Annotated in this window: 8 protein-coding genes; all 8 read right to left on the reverse strand. The window is 44.7% G+C overall.

What is annotated here, in order from left to right; genetic code table 11:
* Nucleotides 1–436: 436 nt before the first annotated feature.
* Entirely contained in the window at nucleotides 437–3,130 is a 2,694-nt protein-coding gene (locus tag D0T51_RS08930) for a calcium-translocating P-type ATPase, PMCA-type (RefSeq protein ID WP_163728168.1), read from the reverse strand.
* A gap of 126 nt (nucleotides 3,131–3,256) precedes the next feature.
* Complete coding sequence (locus tag D0T51_RS08935; RefSeq protein ID WP_163728171.1) at nucleotides 3,257–5,098, reverse strand: glycoside hydrolase family 13 protein; 1,842 nt, start codon at nucleotides 5,096–5,098, stop codon at nucleotides 3,257–3,259.
* Between the two features lie 44 nt (nucleotides 5,099–5,142).
* The gene (locus D0T51_RS08940) at nucleotides 5,143–7,335 is read right to left on the reverse strand and encodes a glycoside hydrolase family 97 protein (RefSeq protein ID WP_239056761.1); all 2,193 of its coding nucleotides are present in this window, start codon (nucleotides 7,333–7,335) and stop codon (nucleotides 5,143–5,145) included.
* Between the two features lie 61 nt (nucleotides 7,336–7,396).
* Nucleotides 7,397–9,874 (reverse strand): alpha-amylase family glycosyl hydrolase, encoded by a 2,478-nt coding sequence (locus tag D0T51_RS08945; protein WP_163728176.1) that lies wholly within the window; start codon nucleotides 9,872–9,874, stop codon nucleotides 7,397–7,399.
* A 76-nt stretch (nucleotides 9,875–9,950) separates the two neighbouring features.
* Complete coding sequence (locus D0T51_RS08950; RefSeq protein ID WP_163728178.1) at nucleotides 9,951–11,015, reverse strand: SusF/SusE family outer membrane protein; 1,065 nt, start codon at nucleotides 11,013–11,015, stop codon at nucleotides 9,951–9,953.
* A 24-nt stretch (nucleotides 11,016–11,039) separates the two neighbouring features.
* Entirely contained in the window at nucleotides 11,040–12,161 is a 1,122-nt protein-coding gene (locus D0T51_RS08955) for a SusF/SusE family outer membrane protein (protein WP_163728182.1), read from the reverse strand.
* 26 nt (nucleotides 12,162–12,187) lie between these two features.
* Complete coding sequence (locus D0T51_RS08960; protein ID WP_163728185.1) at nucleotides 12,188–13,852, reverse strand: RagB/SusD family nutrient uptake outer membrane protein; 1,665 nt, start codon at nucleotides 13,850–13,852, stop codon at nucleotides 12,188–12,190.
* A 12-nt stretch (nucleotides 13,853–13,864) separates the two neighbouring features.
* On the reverse strand, nucleotides 13,865–16,903 hold the full coding sequence (locus D0T51_RS08965; protein WP_163728188.1) for a TonB-dependent receptor: 3,039 nt from the start codon (nucleotides 16,901–16,903) through the stop codon (nucleotides 13,865–13,867).
* Between the last annotated feature and the right edge of the window lie 2 nt (nucleotides 16,904–16,905).

A 16,905-nucleotide genomic window follows, 5' to 3' on the forward strand; every position in this document is an offset into this window, starting at 1 on the left:
ATTATTTCCTAATATAAGGCGTGGATTTCTTAATTTGGCCAATGATCAATGATTAACGATTAGTGATTAACGATTAATGGTTAGTGATTAGTGATTAGTGATGAACGATGAACGATGAACGATGAGTGAAGCGTGAAAGATTATAATTTACAATTTATAATTAACAATTAATCATTAGTGACTAGCACTATCTCGGCTCCTCTTCTTGGATAAGAAGAGGAGCCGAGACAGTGCCGGTCAACACAGTTGGTATTTGGGTTATTTTCAATAAGATAACGATGTATATACAGGTAGCTTATATATACAGGTAAAGAGATAGTAGGGATTACCCCGAAGGGGTTTCCTGTGAATAACCGTGGGATGCAATCCCACGGTCGCAATACATCCCCTTATATCAGCCCTGAAAGGGGGGAACAATTGGGAATTATAGACTGATTTATTGTTTTCTCCGGGAGAAAAGATAAACAAAAAGACGATACCCCTCTCCTATCCACAAAACGAAAGAGGTTGAGGCAATGATTATTCCCCAATCCTTCCAGGTCAAAGGAACCACATTAAACATTTCACCTCCGAGAGTAACGATCAGGTATTGACCGACAAGGATAAAGAAGGCCACCAACAGAAAAGTCTTACTTCCATTCATATGCATAAAGGCAGAACCTCCTTCTAAAAAAGCTTTGGCATTAAACATATTCCAGAACTGCAACATCACAAAGAAGGTAAAGAACCAGGAAAGCTTATAAGGAGTAAGCCCCCCTTTGGATTCAAAAAAGAATAATATGCCGATCAGAATAGCCACAAATAAGATTCCGACAATAAAGATAGTATAGACCATCGGCCGGGTAATGATAAAATCCCCTCCTTTTCCGCTCTTGCGCGGTTTATCTTTCATCACTCTTTCATTGGGCGGCAAGGAAGCCAAAGCTGCAGCGGCAAAGGTATCCATGATTAGGTTTACCCACAACATCTGGGTAATAGTAAGCGGTGATTCCGCTCCCAATAAGGAGCCCAACAGCACGATCAAACAGGCTGCCACATTGATTGTCAACTGAAACAAAAGGAACTTCTGAATGTTTCTATAGAGAGAGCGTCCCCACATAACCGCCCGTGTGATACTGGCAAAGGAGTTATCCAGAATGGTGATATCACTTGCCTCTTTCGCCACCGAGGTACCATCCCCCATAGACAAGCCCACCTGTGCTGCTTTCAAGGCAGGTGCATCATTGGTTCCGTCACCGGTAACAGCCACGACAGCCCCCTGTTGTTGCAACAATTGAACCATGCGTTGTTTGTCGGTAGGCCGGGCACGACACATGATTTTCAAATGCATGACACGGTTCAATGCCTCCTCATCACTTAAAGCTTCAAAATCGGGTCCCGTAATTATATTATGATCCGTATCCGTCGGTTGCCAGGTACCTATTTGCCGGCCTATCTCTTTGGCGGTACCCGGCGTATCACCGGTAACAATTTTCACATCGATACCCGCCTCAATACAACTGCGAACAGCAGCCGGCACATCTTTGCGAATCGGGTCAGAAATAGCCACAATGCCTATAAAAGTAAGATTCGTATGCGCCAATCGTCCATTCACAAAAAAGGCATCCGCCTCTTCATTGTCTATTATCTGATAAGCAAATCCCAAGGTACGCATTGCCTGGTTCTGATAATCCAATAGCTGAGATTCAATCTCCTTCCGACAAAGGTCAACTGCTTTTTCCGTCTGACCGATGGCCACCTGATTGGAATTAGCCAATACAATTTCCGGAGCGCCTTTTACATACAACACCTTCTTCCGCAACAAAGGAGATTCCACAAGGGTTGCCATATACTTACGCTCGGTAGAGAAGGTAAGTTGGTCAATCACCCGGGTTCCTTCCCGCAAATCCAGATAATTCACCTGTTGCTTCTGCAACCACAAAAGCAAGGCTGCTTCCGTTGGATTCCCCAAGGTCTTTATCTTTTCTTCCGAGAAATCCAGATAAGCCGTTGAATTAACAGAGATACCTTCTTTAATCAAATCACTCAAGGTATTCTCTCCCAATTGTTGCTCTTTCAGATCATAAAACTGCGTCTCATATACCTGCATTTGATTCTGGGTAAGCGTGCCTGTCTTATCCGTACAAATCACCGTTGCAGCCCCCATTGTCTCACAGGCATGCATCTTACGTACCAGGTTATTGGTCTTCAGCATGCGGTTCATACTCAAGGCCAGACTCAAGGTCACACTCATCGGCAACCCTTCAGGTACAGAGACCACGATCAAGGTCACGGCAATCATAAAAATATGCAGGATAGAGCCTATCATATCAACAAACGGAATACCCTGAGAGGAGAGAAATAACTTCACCAACAATACCCCAAAAGTGATTCCGGCAATAGAATATCCGGCTTTACTAATCACTTTAGCCAATCCAGCTAATTGGATCTGCAAAGGAGTTTCTATGTTATTGTCAATATGAGAACCTTCATATACTTTTCCATAGCCCGTTGCATCTCCGACCTTTTCGACCTTCATCACCCCATGTCCGTCAACAACGGTAGTTCCCCGCATGGCGACATTCGAAGGATAGGTAGCTTCCAGATCGAACTCATTTTCATCTACTGTCTTATTCGCCACAGGCTCACCGGTAAGCGTGGATTCATTCACCTGCATGGATATAGCCTCCAATAGTACACCGTCTGCCGGGATCTCTTCCCCTGCCTCCAATAAGACAATATCTCCTACAACAACTTCTTTTTTGGGGATCTGACATATACGGTCTTCCCGGATCACTTTGACAAATGTATCATCATCAACCTTATTCAATACATCAAAAGCTTTATTGGCTCTTACTTCAAAGAAGAAACCGACACCGGTAGCCAATAAAACGGCAAAAAAGATTCCGATAGGCTCCAAAAAAGCCTTAAAACCTTCCGCCTCCGGTCCCCAAGAATGAATACCGGCAATAACCAGGGATAGAAGCCAGGCGACCAATAAAATGCGAATAATAGGATCGTCAAACTTTTCCAGGAATAAACGCCATAAAGAAACTTTTTGAGGAGGAGTCAACAGGTTATCACCATATAATCGTCTGTTTTCTATTACCTGCTCTTGTGTCAGGCCTTGAAAAGAGTGTTTCTTTTCCATTTTTACATTCTCTATTTGGGTAAGGGGGCAAATTTACGTAAACTTACAAACAAACCCGCAGTTTTAGAAGACTAAATACTGCGGGGTCATTGTTACAATAGTATGTATGTCTGGGCTTATCATCTGTTAGAATTCCCAGAGAAGAACATGCCTCGGATTGAGGATTAACTTTTCAGGGAGAGGGTATATCTCATCGGATAAAATATCTTTTACTGTACCTTGCCGTAAGATTTCCTGATAAGGCATCAGATCCAATGTTTGTCCCTTATCCGTACCATTCAGGATTACTACCACGGACTTGTTATTATATGTACGTTCATACACATACACTCCGTTATTGGATGCAAAATGGGTCAAGCCACCTTCAGCAATAACGTCATTATTCTTTCGCCAGGAAAGCAATTTTTTCAAAAAAGAATGTATTTCATTTTGCCGATCCGTACGCCCCGAAGGCAAGAAGGCATTGAAAGCATCACCCGGCCATCCTCCCGGGAAATCGGCTCGCAACAGACCATCTCCGTCTTTCTTATCCGCATACATACCGATTTCATCCCCGTAATAGATCTGAGGAATCCCCCGCATGGTCAAAAGGAATACATAGGCCTGCCGCAAGCGATCCATATTCGCGGCGTCTTTTTCGTTTTTAAGAAAACGGGAGGTATCATGATTCCCTAAAAAGATCAATAACTCCAAAGGGTTAGCATAGACAACATCCTGACCCAGATACTCATACAGACGATTCACTCCTTTTCCGTAATCCGCTTCTTCTTCAAAAGCCTTTGTCATAAGATCCATCAAAGGGAAGTCCATGACACAGCGCAGGTTGGAATTCCGAGGAGCAGCCAGCTTACTGTCTTTCTGCCAATACGAAACACCCACATTATTCGTATACCATGTTTCACCAACAATTGTAAAGTCCGGATATGCTTCATTTATTTCTTTACACCAGGCAGACATAAAGTCGAAATCCGCATAAGGATGTGTATCCTGCCGAATCCCCTGTAAGCCGGCATATTCGATCCACCACAGGCTTGTTTGTACCAGATAACGGGCGACATGCCTGTTTCTTTGATTCAGATCCGGCATGGGTTCTACAAACCAACCATCGAGGGCTTTCTTCTTATCACTATCAGATGCATAAGGATCGTATTGTGTCGTGGTATTATAAGATGTCTGCACATATCCCTGTGGGAAATTAAACCAATCGGAAGAGGGCTTATCCCGAAAAAGAAAATGCTCACTTCCACAATGATTAAAAATCATATCCATCACAACTTTCAGTCCATTCTTATGGGCATGCGTTGTCAGTTCTCTGAAATCTTCATTTGTCCCTAAACGTCGGTCCACCTTATAATAATCCGTAATCGCATATCCATGATAAGATCCTGCCGGCATATCATTTTCCTGTATGGGATTAAGCCAGATCGCCGTCACTCCTAAGTCTTTGATGTAGTGCAAATATTCCTGAATACCTTTTAGGTCTCCTCCATGCCGGGCAAAAGGGTCTGCGCGATTTACTTGATTTTCTTTCATCCCTGCAATAACATCGTTTGAAACGTCGCCATTCGCAAAACGATCCGGCATAATAAGATAAAGAACATCGCTTGCATTAAATCCTTCCCGTAAAGAAGAACGTGCCTCTCTCTGTTTCAACTCGTAGGCAATCGTTTTTCGTTCTTTTCCCCGTTGGAGTATAATATCAAACGTTTGGGCTTTTGCCTCTGTCAGATCCAGATAAAGCAAGAGATAATTGGGATTATGCAAACGAACCGTCTCTTTTAAACGCACATCGGTAGCAGATATATCCAACATACAATCAGCAATACGATCGCCATAGAGCAGGATCTGCAGTTCCGTATTATTCATTTCCGCCCACCAGAACGCAGGTTCTATCTTTTTCACATCTATGGAAAAAAGAGAATCCTGAAAGCAAACAAATAAAAAGAATAAGAGAATATATTTTTTCATTTTATCTTGTTTTATACCACTTCCGCATGGAGGAGGTCAGTCATTTATAATTTCTTCAAGCCTTTGGTTTGCCTTTTATCGGTCACCTCGAAAAGGCTAATAGCATATCCTCCGCCGGGAGCCGATTGTTGACGAAGCCGGGACTTATTCGTCACCACTACTTTACGTATCGCATAAGCCTGCGGGTTGGTTTTATAATGTGCATCCCTGGCATCCGTATACAGGGTGGCAATATACTGTTTGCCCGGCTCCAGAAAATCAAAAGAAATCGTAGAAAGAAACCCTTTTTCTCCACATACATTTCCTATGAACCAGTTATTTTTGCCTTTCTCTTTGCGGGCAACCGTTATATATTCACCGGGTTCTGCTTCCAGGTATTTACTGTCCTCCCAATCCATCGCCACATCTTTAATAAACTGAAAAGCATCCGGGAATTGCATATAGTGTTCGATCAGATCGGCAGCCATCTGCAGCGGACTATACATCGTAACGTATAGAGCCAACTGATTCGCCAAAGTCGCATTTACATGGGATTGATTCCCCGGATTTATCTTCTTCACCTCCATCTCAAATATGCCGGGGGTATAATCCATCGGTCCTCCCAATAAACGGGTAAAAGGAAGAATCGTGACATGGTTGGATTTATTCCCTCCAAATGCCTGATATTCTGTTCCGCGGGCCGACTCATTCCCAATCAGATTAGGCCATGTACGACATAAACCGGTAGGACGGACAGCCTCGTGCGCATTCACCATAATTTTATATTCAGCCGCTTTCTTGACAGCATACAGGTAATGGTTATTCATCCATTGTCCATAATGATGCTCTCCCCGTGGGATCATATCCCCCACATAACCGCTTTTCACAGAGTTGTAACCATTTGCATGCATAAACTGATAAGCCGCTTCCATATGACGTTCATAGTTACGGACAGAAGAGGAGGTCTCGTGATGCATCATCATCTTCACCCCTTTTTGTTGGGCATACTGCTGTATCTCTTTCACATCAAAATCAGGATAAGGAGTTACAAAATCAAAGACATAATCTTTGGACTTACCGAACCAATCTTCCCAGCCGACATTCCAGCCTTCCACCAATACAGCATCAAAGCCATGCTCCGAAGCAAAATCAATATATTCTTTCACATGGGCAGTCGTGGCTCCGTGTATGCCGTTCGGTTTTACTTTCGTATAATCAGTTACTCCCAGCTGAACACTCGGAAGATCATTCGTATATGCCCATGCACTTTTTCCGGTAATCATTTCCCACCATACACCTACATATTTCACGGGTTTGATCCAGGAAGTATCTTCAATCCGACACGGTTCATTCAGGTTCAGGGTCATATGAGATGCCAGAATCGTACGAGCGTCATCGCTGACGATCACAGTACGCCAGGGACTCACACAAGGAGCCTGTAAATGTCCTTTATTACCTTGCGCATCAGGAGTCAAATGAGAGGAGAAAACAAAGTTTTTATCATCCAGTTCCAGATGCATACAGGAATAATCAACAAGAGCGGCCTCGTGTATGTTAATATATATATTCTCATCCGTTTTCATCATCAGCGAGGTCTGCACACCTGTTTCAGAGAAAGGCGTTTGAGAGGAGTTGGGCGTAACAGCCGTTTTCATAAGTCCACGTATTTCACTTAAGCGCGATGTAGTATAATCATACTCCTGTGTGTCATAATCTCCCGGCAACCAGAAAGCAATATGATCGCCAGTCAGGGCGAATTCTGACTTTTCTTCTTTCAAGACAAAATAGATCAGATTCTCTTGTTGAGGAAATTCATACCGGAAACCCAAGCCATCGTCAAACAAACGAAAACGGATAATCATCTGCCGCCGGGTATGGGGTTGATCCAATGTGACAGCCAATTCATTATAGTGATTGCGGATATCCTTGGTCTCTCCCCATACAGGCTGCCAGGTTTCATCGAAAGAAGAAACCGTTGAATCAAGTATGCGGAAGCCACTATAGAGATTCGTCTTTTCATCTTTTTGCTGTACCACAGTACCTTCTGGTGAGAAATCCCAGAAATCACGGCCGTCGGCCTCCGGCTTCAGTTCCAATCCCATCCGACTGGGTTTGATGACTTCTCCCTGTTTGTAGAACAGATGATAGGTAGGGATACCCCCTTCGTGGAGAGAGAAGTTCAATTCCAAATCACCGTTCGGTGATGTTATCTTTTGAGCAATGCCTGTCGTATAACAGAGACAGAAGCATAAAAGCATTAAATAGTTCGATTTAAATAGCATATGAATCGTTTTTTTAAGATATGAATAAAACACATTTTTATTTGATAAGTTTTTGGGTATATGATTTTCCGGCAATCTTTATATATAAGATATATATACCCGGCTCAAGGGATTGCAGGTTGTAACTGCCGGTATCTTTTCCCAAGGCTACAGGCTGTCCGATTATATTATACAAACAGACGGACTGCAGCGGATGATAAGAATAGAGATACAAATCCCCAGAGCGACGATCATAGTGACAGTCAAAAGGTTTCGATGAAATCTTCTCATTATCTGTCAGGTGTTTATCGACCGTAAATAATTTGTATGCATGCGCAGGAAGGGAGATCTTCCTGTTTTTGGTTTCCTCTGTTACGGAAATAGATTCTCCTGAGAACAACTCTTCCCAGGTGCCCGTCGTTGTGAAACCGGCATCCATCTCTATCTGCTTTTCCGTAAAATTACCCAGTAAGACCAGGTCTTTCTCCGGACTTTGCAAACGAATAGCCCGTCCATTCTCCCAATCCGTACCCGTTGTTTGCATTTGGACAGCCGAAGGGCGAACAAATAATGCCGGGTTTTGTACACGAAAATTTATCAATGTCGAATAAGCCGTATATAGCTTTTTCCTGTCAGGGTCTTGCAGATATTCCCATAAAACCGGCTTTTTGCCTGTCCGTCCATTTTCTTCGATAGAGACATCATAGCCGAGCTCCCCAAATTGCCAGATCTGTTTGGGACCAGGCGTACAAAACAAAAAGGCAGAGCCCAAAGCCGCTCGTTGCAATTGCAAGGACAGATCCGTTTGCATTGCCCCATTTCCATATTTCTGCATTTTATACATCAGTCTCTCTTCGTCATGGCTTTCCCTATAAGTGACCAAAGCCGGCTCCTTCCATCCGCGAGAGGTGTAACTGCCACCGGTAAGATCACTGAGATTCCCTTTCCAACCCATTTCACTTTCCGCATAAGCCTGGTTCAGATTGTTCCAAAGCATCATGCCTGCTTCTGCTAATTCTTTTTCTTCTTTGGAGTCACAGAAGTGTTCCAAGATAACATAGGCATCCGGTTTGACACGACGAACCTGGTCGTTGTATTCTTTCAGAATAGCAATACGGGAAGCATCGTAAGCACTAACAGCCGCATCGGATGTGGACTCATTCTGCGTAAACCCTTTGGTGAAATCGAAACGAAAACCGTCCACCTTATACTCTTCCAGCCAATAGGTCAATACCCTCTTGAAATACTCCCTTGTCCCTTTATAAGCATGATTAAAATCATTAAAAAAGCTATACGGATGAGGAGCCGTTACATTAAACCAGGGGTTCTCTGCTGCCGGTGCCTCTGTCTCCCAATAAAGCTGGGCAAACGGATGCAATCCGGTAGCATGATTAAATACCACATCCAGAATAACGGCCATCCCTCTGCGATGTGCCTCATCGATAAACGTTTTATACGCCTGCGGTGTACCATAAGCTTTGTCTGCGGCAAAGAAATAGGTCGGGTTATATCCCCAGCTATCATTCCCTTCAAACTCCTGGATAGGCATTAACTCAATAGCATTTACCCCTAAGGTTTTCAGATAATCCAGTTTGGCTGATGCCGCTGCGATTGTTCCTTCTTCCGTGAAATCACGGACCAATAACTCATAAATAACCAATTCTTCTTGGGATGGTAGCGGGAAGTCTGAGATTTTCCATGTATATACATCGCGGGAGGTGCAAAAAACAGAGACGATACCTTCTGTTTCTTTGGGATACGCCTTCAGTCCCGGATAGGCAGTAGCAGGTATCTGATCGTCGTTGTTCGGATCAAGTATCTTCTCCGCATACGCATCCCCTGTCCGGAAAGAATTATCAATCAGATATTGAAAACCATATTCTTTTCCTTTCTCCAGACCGGTTAAGGTATACCACCAATAGTCCCCGTCTTTATAGAATTGATATGCATTGTTTTTTTCCCAATGATTGAAATCCCCCAATAGATGTATATGTTTTTTTCCGGGCGCATACAAAAGCAGGGTCACTGTCTGCTCATCGACGTAGTTTATACCGTCTATGATATCTGCCGGTCTTTTCTTTTCTTCCGGTGCAACAGGCGTAAATTCATTTTCTTCCAGGCGCAGGAAAAGATCCGTCCCTCCCACTCCTTTTCCTTCTCTTTTATTATCCGCACTGCGAAAGACAAATGCCAGTTTAAGGATGGTCTCTCCTTCCGGCACCTGATAATAAGCGCGGACATGGGGAGTGAGGGACAGTTTCCATCTGTCATTTCCCAAAGAAGTCAGTTTGTATTTAGCGGCATTATCTCCCCACACAGGAGCATATTTCCAATCCTGTCCATGACTGCTTTTATCCGTTATAACTCCGGTATGTGCATATACATCTCCGGTATACCCCTGCAGTCCCTTATTCCCTGCGGCCGCATCAAAAACAATCTCTACCGCCTCCTTGTCTGAGAAGTATACAGGGTGAGACGTAAGCTGCCCCCACAAGGTAAAAGGCAGGCATAGAAAGAAAATGAATTTTATTTTCATACCAGGTAAATAGTGCTGAATCAGGGAGTGTCGACTGAGAAGAACAGCCCTGATTCAGCTATTTGTAGATGTATACTTAATTCTTTTGCAGACGGCAATTGTATCCCTCTTTCGGGTTGGACAACTGGAGGGTAAACGTATAATTACCTTCTTCAATGGATATATTCTCTCCATTGAATGTAAGCTGGTTCAGGTCCCCACCCAGATTAATATCCCAGGCATTATTTGCCCGGAACTTATACATACCGGCAGACATATCGGCAGTCACCGTCCAGGTATTAGTCACACGGTCGTACGTCATAGGCGTACTATTGTCCCAACCACCGGGTGTCGCATCCCCGATCAATCCCCAGACAGTAGCTGTCTGCGTATAAGTCAATAAGTTCAGATCGGCTTTCAGATAATAGAAACCGGCTTCCGCCTGTAGATTGCCCGCCCCTCCGTCATTCGAGAGCAAGCCTTGCCCAGCACTACCGTAGTTCGTATGGTCCCAATCCGGGGCAGAGGTAAATTTATATTCACCGTCCAGGTAGACAAATCCGGTATAAATCATATCCATATTTTCGGTATAAAGCGAAGGAGCCGCTGCCGGATTCCATCCCTGGTGATTGCCCGGCACATACAGATAGAGCAATTCAGGCGATAAAGAGACAGGGGTCACGGTTGCAGGCCCTACCACATTGGCATTTCCTAAAATGCTGGATGTACCAGTCGTAATATACACCCCCGTTTTCAAGTAAAGCGAGCGAGCCTCCGGTGCCTTTCCATACATTGACTGTACCGCTTTATCCAGGTCTGCCGCAGTGACAGAAAGGGTCTTATCACTGCCGGTGACAGGCAGTTCCACCGCTGCCGTAAAATCCTCCGTTGGGGATACCTGCAAGCGGTAAGAGAGCGTTGCCCCCTCCGGCAGCGAAGGCGTTGAAGAGACAGATACTACCTGCATAGAGGCAGCCGGATCCAAGTCATTCAAAAAGACCGGTATAGTCAGGTCCTTGCCTAAAGTCACCTGAAAATCGACTGCTTTCGCTTCTTCCTGCTCATTCGATTGAGGAGGAGCCACCTCTTTGTTAAAGTCTTCATCACAAGCTGTCAAAGCCACCAGGAGAAGAGATAAGAAATATATACATATCTTTTTCATTTTTTCGGATTTAAAGGATTATCACTATTTTACAGATGCTTTGCCAGTTGTAAAGTGCAAATAGGCTTTTTGTCCGGCCGCTACCGAAACACGTTCCTGATCATCACCGATACCGCGGTAAACAATGTTTCCACCCAGAACGATAAACTCTGTTTTCCACCAGTCGGTATCCGGTAATTTCACGCACATACGCAACTCATCAGAAGCCACAAAAGTGGGAGAGACAAATTCCCCATCCCCTTCCGGCACAACGAATTTATTCGTATTGTCAAAGAAATCCCATCCGCCGGCCGTATTCCCTGTCAGGTAGACATCGGGGGCCAGGAACTCGATGGTATATGTATAATCACGTCCTTCCAAAGCGGTAGATACAATCACAATATACCAGCCTCCTTTTTTCACCTTTATATTCCCACCGGCATCTTCCAATCCGGCATAAGCAAGGGTAGAAACAGAGAAAAAGTCTGCGTTATAACCAAAATCATTCCCATCCCAGGATGTCGCGCTATTGAACTTTATTTCCGCATCATTGGGCAAATATGCCACGCGCCAGAACTTACCCGGAGCCGAGTGAACCGGTACCATCTCAAAGGCATTCTCCCAGTTCCAGTCATTTACCGAACCTATCAGATACATATTCTCAGGCAGCGTCACCTCACTCAGCGCAAAGTATCCTAATACCTTCGGCAGCTCAATGCTGTTTGAATACACAGGGTAAAGCCCCGATCCGAGCGTACTTTGCAAACGGAAATACAAAGGAATAGGATCTGTCGGCACATCCTCTTCGGCTGATACCTCCAACAAGGTCATCATTGCCATGGCTACTTCCTGAGCCGGCACCTGCAAGCGGGCAGATGTAAATCCGGTGGATAACGTGATATACTTTGATTCCTCTTCAAAATTATTGTCGACGGATACCTGTACCTTATAAGTGGCCGCAGCAGTAAATCCGTAATCCGGCTGTGTCGTTGTCAATTCAATCGTTCCCGCATTTTTTAAGTCATAGATACCCGTAACATATCCGGGAGTATGCAGGACAAAAGAGGCCGGAATATGCAGGGAAGGATTGCTATCCCTGTCATCACTACAGGCTGTCATAAGGCCTAGAATGAGTATCAACAAGAGGCATATATTATATTTTTTCATAACTTCTTTTTTATTAAGCAATTCATTTATAAAGATTCATATCCCGGGTTTTGTTTCAATTGGGGGTTTGCCGTCAAATCCCGGTCACTGATCGGATAGATATTAAATTTATCATCCACATTCTCTATTCCTTCCGGAACACCACCTTTATATGCCCAGGCATAATTCCGGGTGAATTTTCCAAAGCGAATCAGGTCCGAACGCCGTTGTCCTTCCCAATATAATTCACGGGCCCGTTCTGCCAGGATAAAGTCGAGTGTCAACTGGGAGTTCTGAATGTTTTGCGAAACATCCCCATTGGCCCGTTGACGCAATAAGTTTACATACTCCACTGCCGTTTGCCGGCTGGTACCAGCGGCATTGCGTGCCGCACATTCCGCATAGATAAGGTATAGGTCTGCCAGGCGGAACAACGGGAAGTCCGTATTCGGATTCCCTGTCGGAGAGACCGCGCTCCCCTCCCATCCGAGATTCGTAAACTTATGACATAAATATCCTGTATTCCAGTCTCCCATCAAGGTATTGACATCCCTTCTTTCTTTCACGGAACCATCTTCATTGTATTCCTTCACATCGAAGAACAGATATCGTTTGTCTTTCTTCATAAGACTGCCATATTGATTTTCTTTCTTTCCCTCCGATGCAGGCCCATCAAACAATGCGATCAGTTGCTGGGTCGGCTTCAGACAGGTCCAGGAAGAGGTCAGTCCGAACCAAGTAGGATCCAGTATGCCTCCATAAGCCGCAGCAGTGACCATAATCGAACTGCCATAACTCTTCGCATTCACATCATCAAAGGGGATGGCATAAACAATCTCATTCTTATGGGTGGCCGTCAGGTGATTTTCCCCACAGAACAGATTGGCATAATTCTCTTCCAGTCCGAAACCTGCCTGAATCACTTTCGTGGCATAGGCAGCCGCCTTGTCATACATCGGCGTGCCGACATATACCTCTGCATTCAGATACATTTTTGCGAGTAAGGTATGAACGACCGGTTTCGTGATACGTCCATATGTCGCCATCGTAGGTTTTTCCGGCAGATTTGAATTTTCTGAGAGATCCTTCAGTTCATCTACTATGAGTTCGAACAGAGCTTGGGCACCTATTTGAGAGGGAGTCCACGACTTATCGTTTGTCGGACTATCATCCCATACCACTCCCGGGTTTCTGTAAAGATCGATCAGGTAATAATAATTCATTGCCCGGATCCCTCTTACCTCATTGCGGTAAAGTTCAATATTCGGAATATCACTGTTGGCCGGATAAACATCCAGGAACTCTTTGCAATAACGAATATTCAACATAGCCCGTTGATAGAAAGTATAAGCGTAAAACAAGGTATAATCCCAGTTCATCTCACATAATTCCACAATTCCTTCGTCCGACCAGTTCCATATCGCTTCGTCCGTGGGATAAAGCTGCATAGACAAAAGACCGCGCAGGAAGACCAGGGATCCCTGATCATCTCCCTGCAAGTCGGGTTCATCTCCGCTGGGTCCGACATTGCCGGACAATCCGAAACCACTGTATATCTTTGCTAAAAAAGACTGGCAGTCGGCCTCATTATGAATGGATTGACTCGATTTATCCAATGGGGGTTCCTGGTCCAGGTCTCCGATACAAGAGGTTGTCATCAAGAAGAGACAGGAAAACAGGAGTGACAAATAGATTTTCATATTATTTTTCATGACTCGTTTTTTTTAAAAGTTAATGTTAACACCCAGTAGGAAAGTGAGCGGACGCGGGTATACATTGCGGTCGTTACCGCCATCCACTTCCGGATCAAGTCCATCGTATTTGGTAAGAATAATCGGATTCTGCACCGTCGCATATACGCGGGCATGTGAGAGTCCGAAAAGGTTCTCGATGTTATATCCCAGAGTTATATTATCGATCTTCAGGAAAGAAGCATTCTGCACGAAGTAATCGGATAGCCTCTGACGTTGTTGGAAGTTTGTTTTCAAGACAGACCGCGGTTTATTAGAGAGCGCGTTGTTTCCAAATATCTCGTTGATGCCCAAGGCGGCATTGGCTGCTGTTCCGTTGTAATTATAATTACCTAAGCTGACACGTCCGTTAAATCCGAAGTCGAATTGTTTGTAAGTGATTTTACTGTTAAAGCCCATCAGTACGTCGGCCACCGGATTTTTATACCGGTAAAGGTCTTTATCGGAAATGACCCCGTCTCCGTTGCGGTCGACATACAATCCTTCGATCGGTTTGCCGGCTTCGTCATATACCTGTTGATATACATAATAGCTACCGGGAGCATAACCCACACTATGAATCTTTAGGCGGAGTCCTCCGTCTCCACCGGTCGATTCGAACCGTTTACCAGGTGAATCGGAATTATCATTATACGTCAGTTCCGTAATTTCCGTATCGTTATAGGCGATATTGAAGCCCACATCCCAGGTCCAGTCTTTGGATACGATCGGTTTGGTATTGATAGAGAATTCCACCCCTTTGTTTTCCAGCGAACCGATATTCGAAACGACATATTCCGCAAAGTCAGTACCGGCCGGCACATTTACTTCCGCGTTAATAAGGTCTTTTGTTTTTCTTTTGTACACATCTATGGCTCCCTGGATTCTGCCATTCAAGAAACCATAGTCTAATCCGATATTGTAAGTCGTTGTTTCTTCCCATTTCAAACTCGGATTCGCTGCCGTAGGAGCCAATACGTTTATCCACTGTACGTTTCCGTTTGCATCATAGAAAGGATACATGGCACCCCCTTTCCCGTTGCGGTAAAAAGAGATATACGGATAGTCTCCCTGGTTAATTTCCTGTTGCCCGGTAACACCCCATCCCAAGCGCAGTTTCAGATCGCTCAATACCGTATTCTCTTTCAGGAAAGGTTCTTCGATCAACCTCCATCCCAAAGCGACAGAGGGGAAAAGACCCCAACGTTTATCTTTTGCAAAACGAGACGAGGCATCATCGCGCAAGGTAAAGGTCAACAGATACCGATCTTTCCAAGTATAATTCAAACGGCCAAAGAAAGAGAGCAATACATATTTGGATTCAAATTCTTTAAAGGCACTACTTACCTCCGTATTTTCTCCGAAACGTCCGGTTTCACGGGAGAGATAATAAGTGACATTATCCGATTCTTTATGGTAGCTCTGATACGAATAGCCGGCCATCAGATCGAAACGACTCTCTATCGAAGGCAGTTCCTTGGCGTATTGTCCATAGAAATCCAATAACATATTTTTGCGGGTACTGTTGTAAAGGTAATTGCTTCCGGTCTGGTTATCATCCGGACTATAATTGGATGGCGCATTGGGGTGAATATAGTTTTGTCCGTCGCTCTTGGAATAATCCATCGCCAGGTTCAGGTTGAGGCGCAGATCCGGCAGGAAATGTACCTTATAATCGAACTGGGCATTTCCGATAAACGATTTCACCTTGGAATGATCGTCTTTGAGCTGGAGCAGGGATACCGGGTTTATACCGGCTGAAGCAGCTTTGGTTCCTTCGGTTGTGTTATCGGTCGTCCAGGTGAAAAAGCCTTCATACTTCTTATTCCCGTTATACACCGGTTTGGTGGGGTCGAAAGAAACGGCTCCCCCTATGGCTCCGACATCGGCAAATTGGTTGTTGATATAGACTCCTTTTCCATTCAGGTTCAACCGCAAATGATCGTCAAAAAACGAAGGGGTCAATGAAACACTGCCTGTATACCTTTCGAAATTAGAGGTTTGCAGGATACCGTTCTGATTCGTATAACCGAAAGAAAGTCGGTAAGGCATCTTGTCCTGCAACGAACCGTATACACTTACTGTATGATCTGTCGATACAGCTGTGCGCAGCACTTCGTCCTGCCAGTCCGTATCGACGCCCGGATAGAGGTCGAGAGCCGTGAGCATGCCTTCAGTCACTTGCGGATGATGGGTCACAATCTCCCGAAATTCGTCCGCATTGAGTACCTCTATCGTATTTCTCTTCGTACTGACGGATACATTCCCGGAATAGTTTATATGCACTTTACCCGATGTTCCTTTCTTCGTCGTGATAAGAATCACCCCATTGGAAGCACGGGATCCATAAATCGCCGTAGCCGACGCATCTTTCAATACGGTAAAGGTCTCGATATCATTCGGATTGACGGTACTCAACGGGTTGCTTAATCCGTCTGCACTCCCACTGCCCATGATCACTCCGTCAATGACAACCAACGGATCGTTATTGGCAGAAAGAGAAGAGCCGCCCCGGATACGGATGGTAGAACCGGCACCCGGCTGCCCACCGGAGTTGGTGATAGCCACACCGGCTATTTTCCCGGCCAATGCATCCTGGGGACTGACGAGCACTCCTTTGTTTTGTTCATCAATCTTAATGGCTGTCACGGAGCCGGTCGCATCTTCTTTGCGCACACTGCCATAGCCAATGACTACGACTTCGTCCAACAATTCCATATCCTCCTGCAAGGTAATACGCAGGAATGCCTGTCCCTGATAAGTTATTTCTTGTGTTTTATACCCTATATAAGAAACAACAAGAACGGCATGCGGAGCCAGCGAAAGAGAAAAATTACCGTCATAATCGGAAATCGTTCCATTCAATGTTCCTTTTTCAGTAATATTCGCACCAATAACCGCCTCACCTGTAGTATCAATGAGGGTGCCTTTCACGGTCGTTCTGTTTTCGGTTTGGCCCGATACATGGATGGTGATTACGAATCCCATCAGGAAGAAGAGTAGTTTCTTCCATTTTTTTTGGTCAACTTTCATTG

Source organism: Parabacteroides sp. 52, from assembly GCF_010500925.1.
In the GTDB taxonomy this organism is placed as follows: domain Bacteria; phylum Bacteroidota; class Bacteroidia; order Bacteroidales; family Tannerellaceae; genus QVMG01.

Coding starts and splice junctions, on each gene's coding strand:
- D0T51_RS08965 (WP_163728188.1), bottom strand. CDS start 16,903: ATGAAAGTTGACCAAAAAAAATGGAAGAAACTACTCTTCTTCCTGATG.
- D0T51_RS08960 (WP_163728185.1), bottom strand. CDS start 13,852: ATGAAAAATAATATGAAAATCTATTTGTCACTCCTGTTTTCCTGTCTC.
- D0T51_RS08935 (WP_163728171.1), bottom strand. CDS start 5,098: ATGAAAAAATATATTCTCTTATTCTTTTTATTTGTTTGCTTTCAGGAT.
- D0T51_RS08940 (WP_239056761.1), bottom strand. CDS start 7,335: ATGCTTTTATGCTTCTGTCTCTGTTATACGACAGGCATTGCTCAAAAG.
- D0T51_RS08955 (WP_163728182.1), bottom strand. CDS start 12,161: ATGAAAAAATATAATATATGCCTCTTGTTGATACTCATTCTAGGCCTT.
- D0T51_RS08945 (WP_163728176.1), bottom strand. CDS start 9,874: ATGAAAATAAAATTCATTTTCTTTCTATGCCTGCCTTTTACCTTGTGG.
- D0T51_RS08930 (WP_163728168.1), bottom strand. CDS start 3,130: ATGGAAAAGAAACACTCTTTTCAAGGCCTGACACAAGAGCAGGTAATA.
- D0T51_RS08950 (WP_163728178.1), bottom strand. CDS start 11,015: ATGAAAAAGATATGTATATATTTCTTATCTCTTCTCCTGGTGGCTTTG.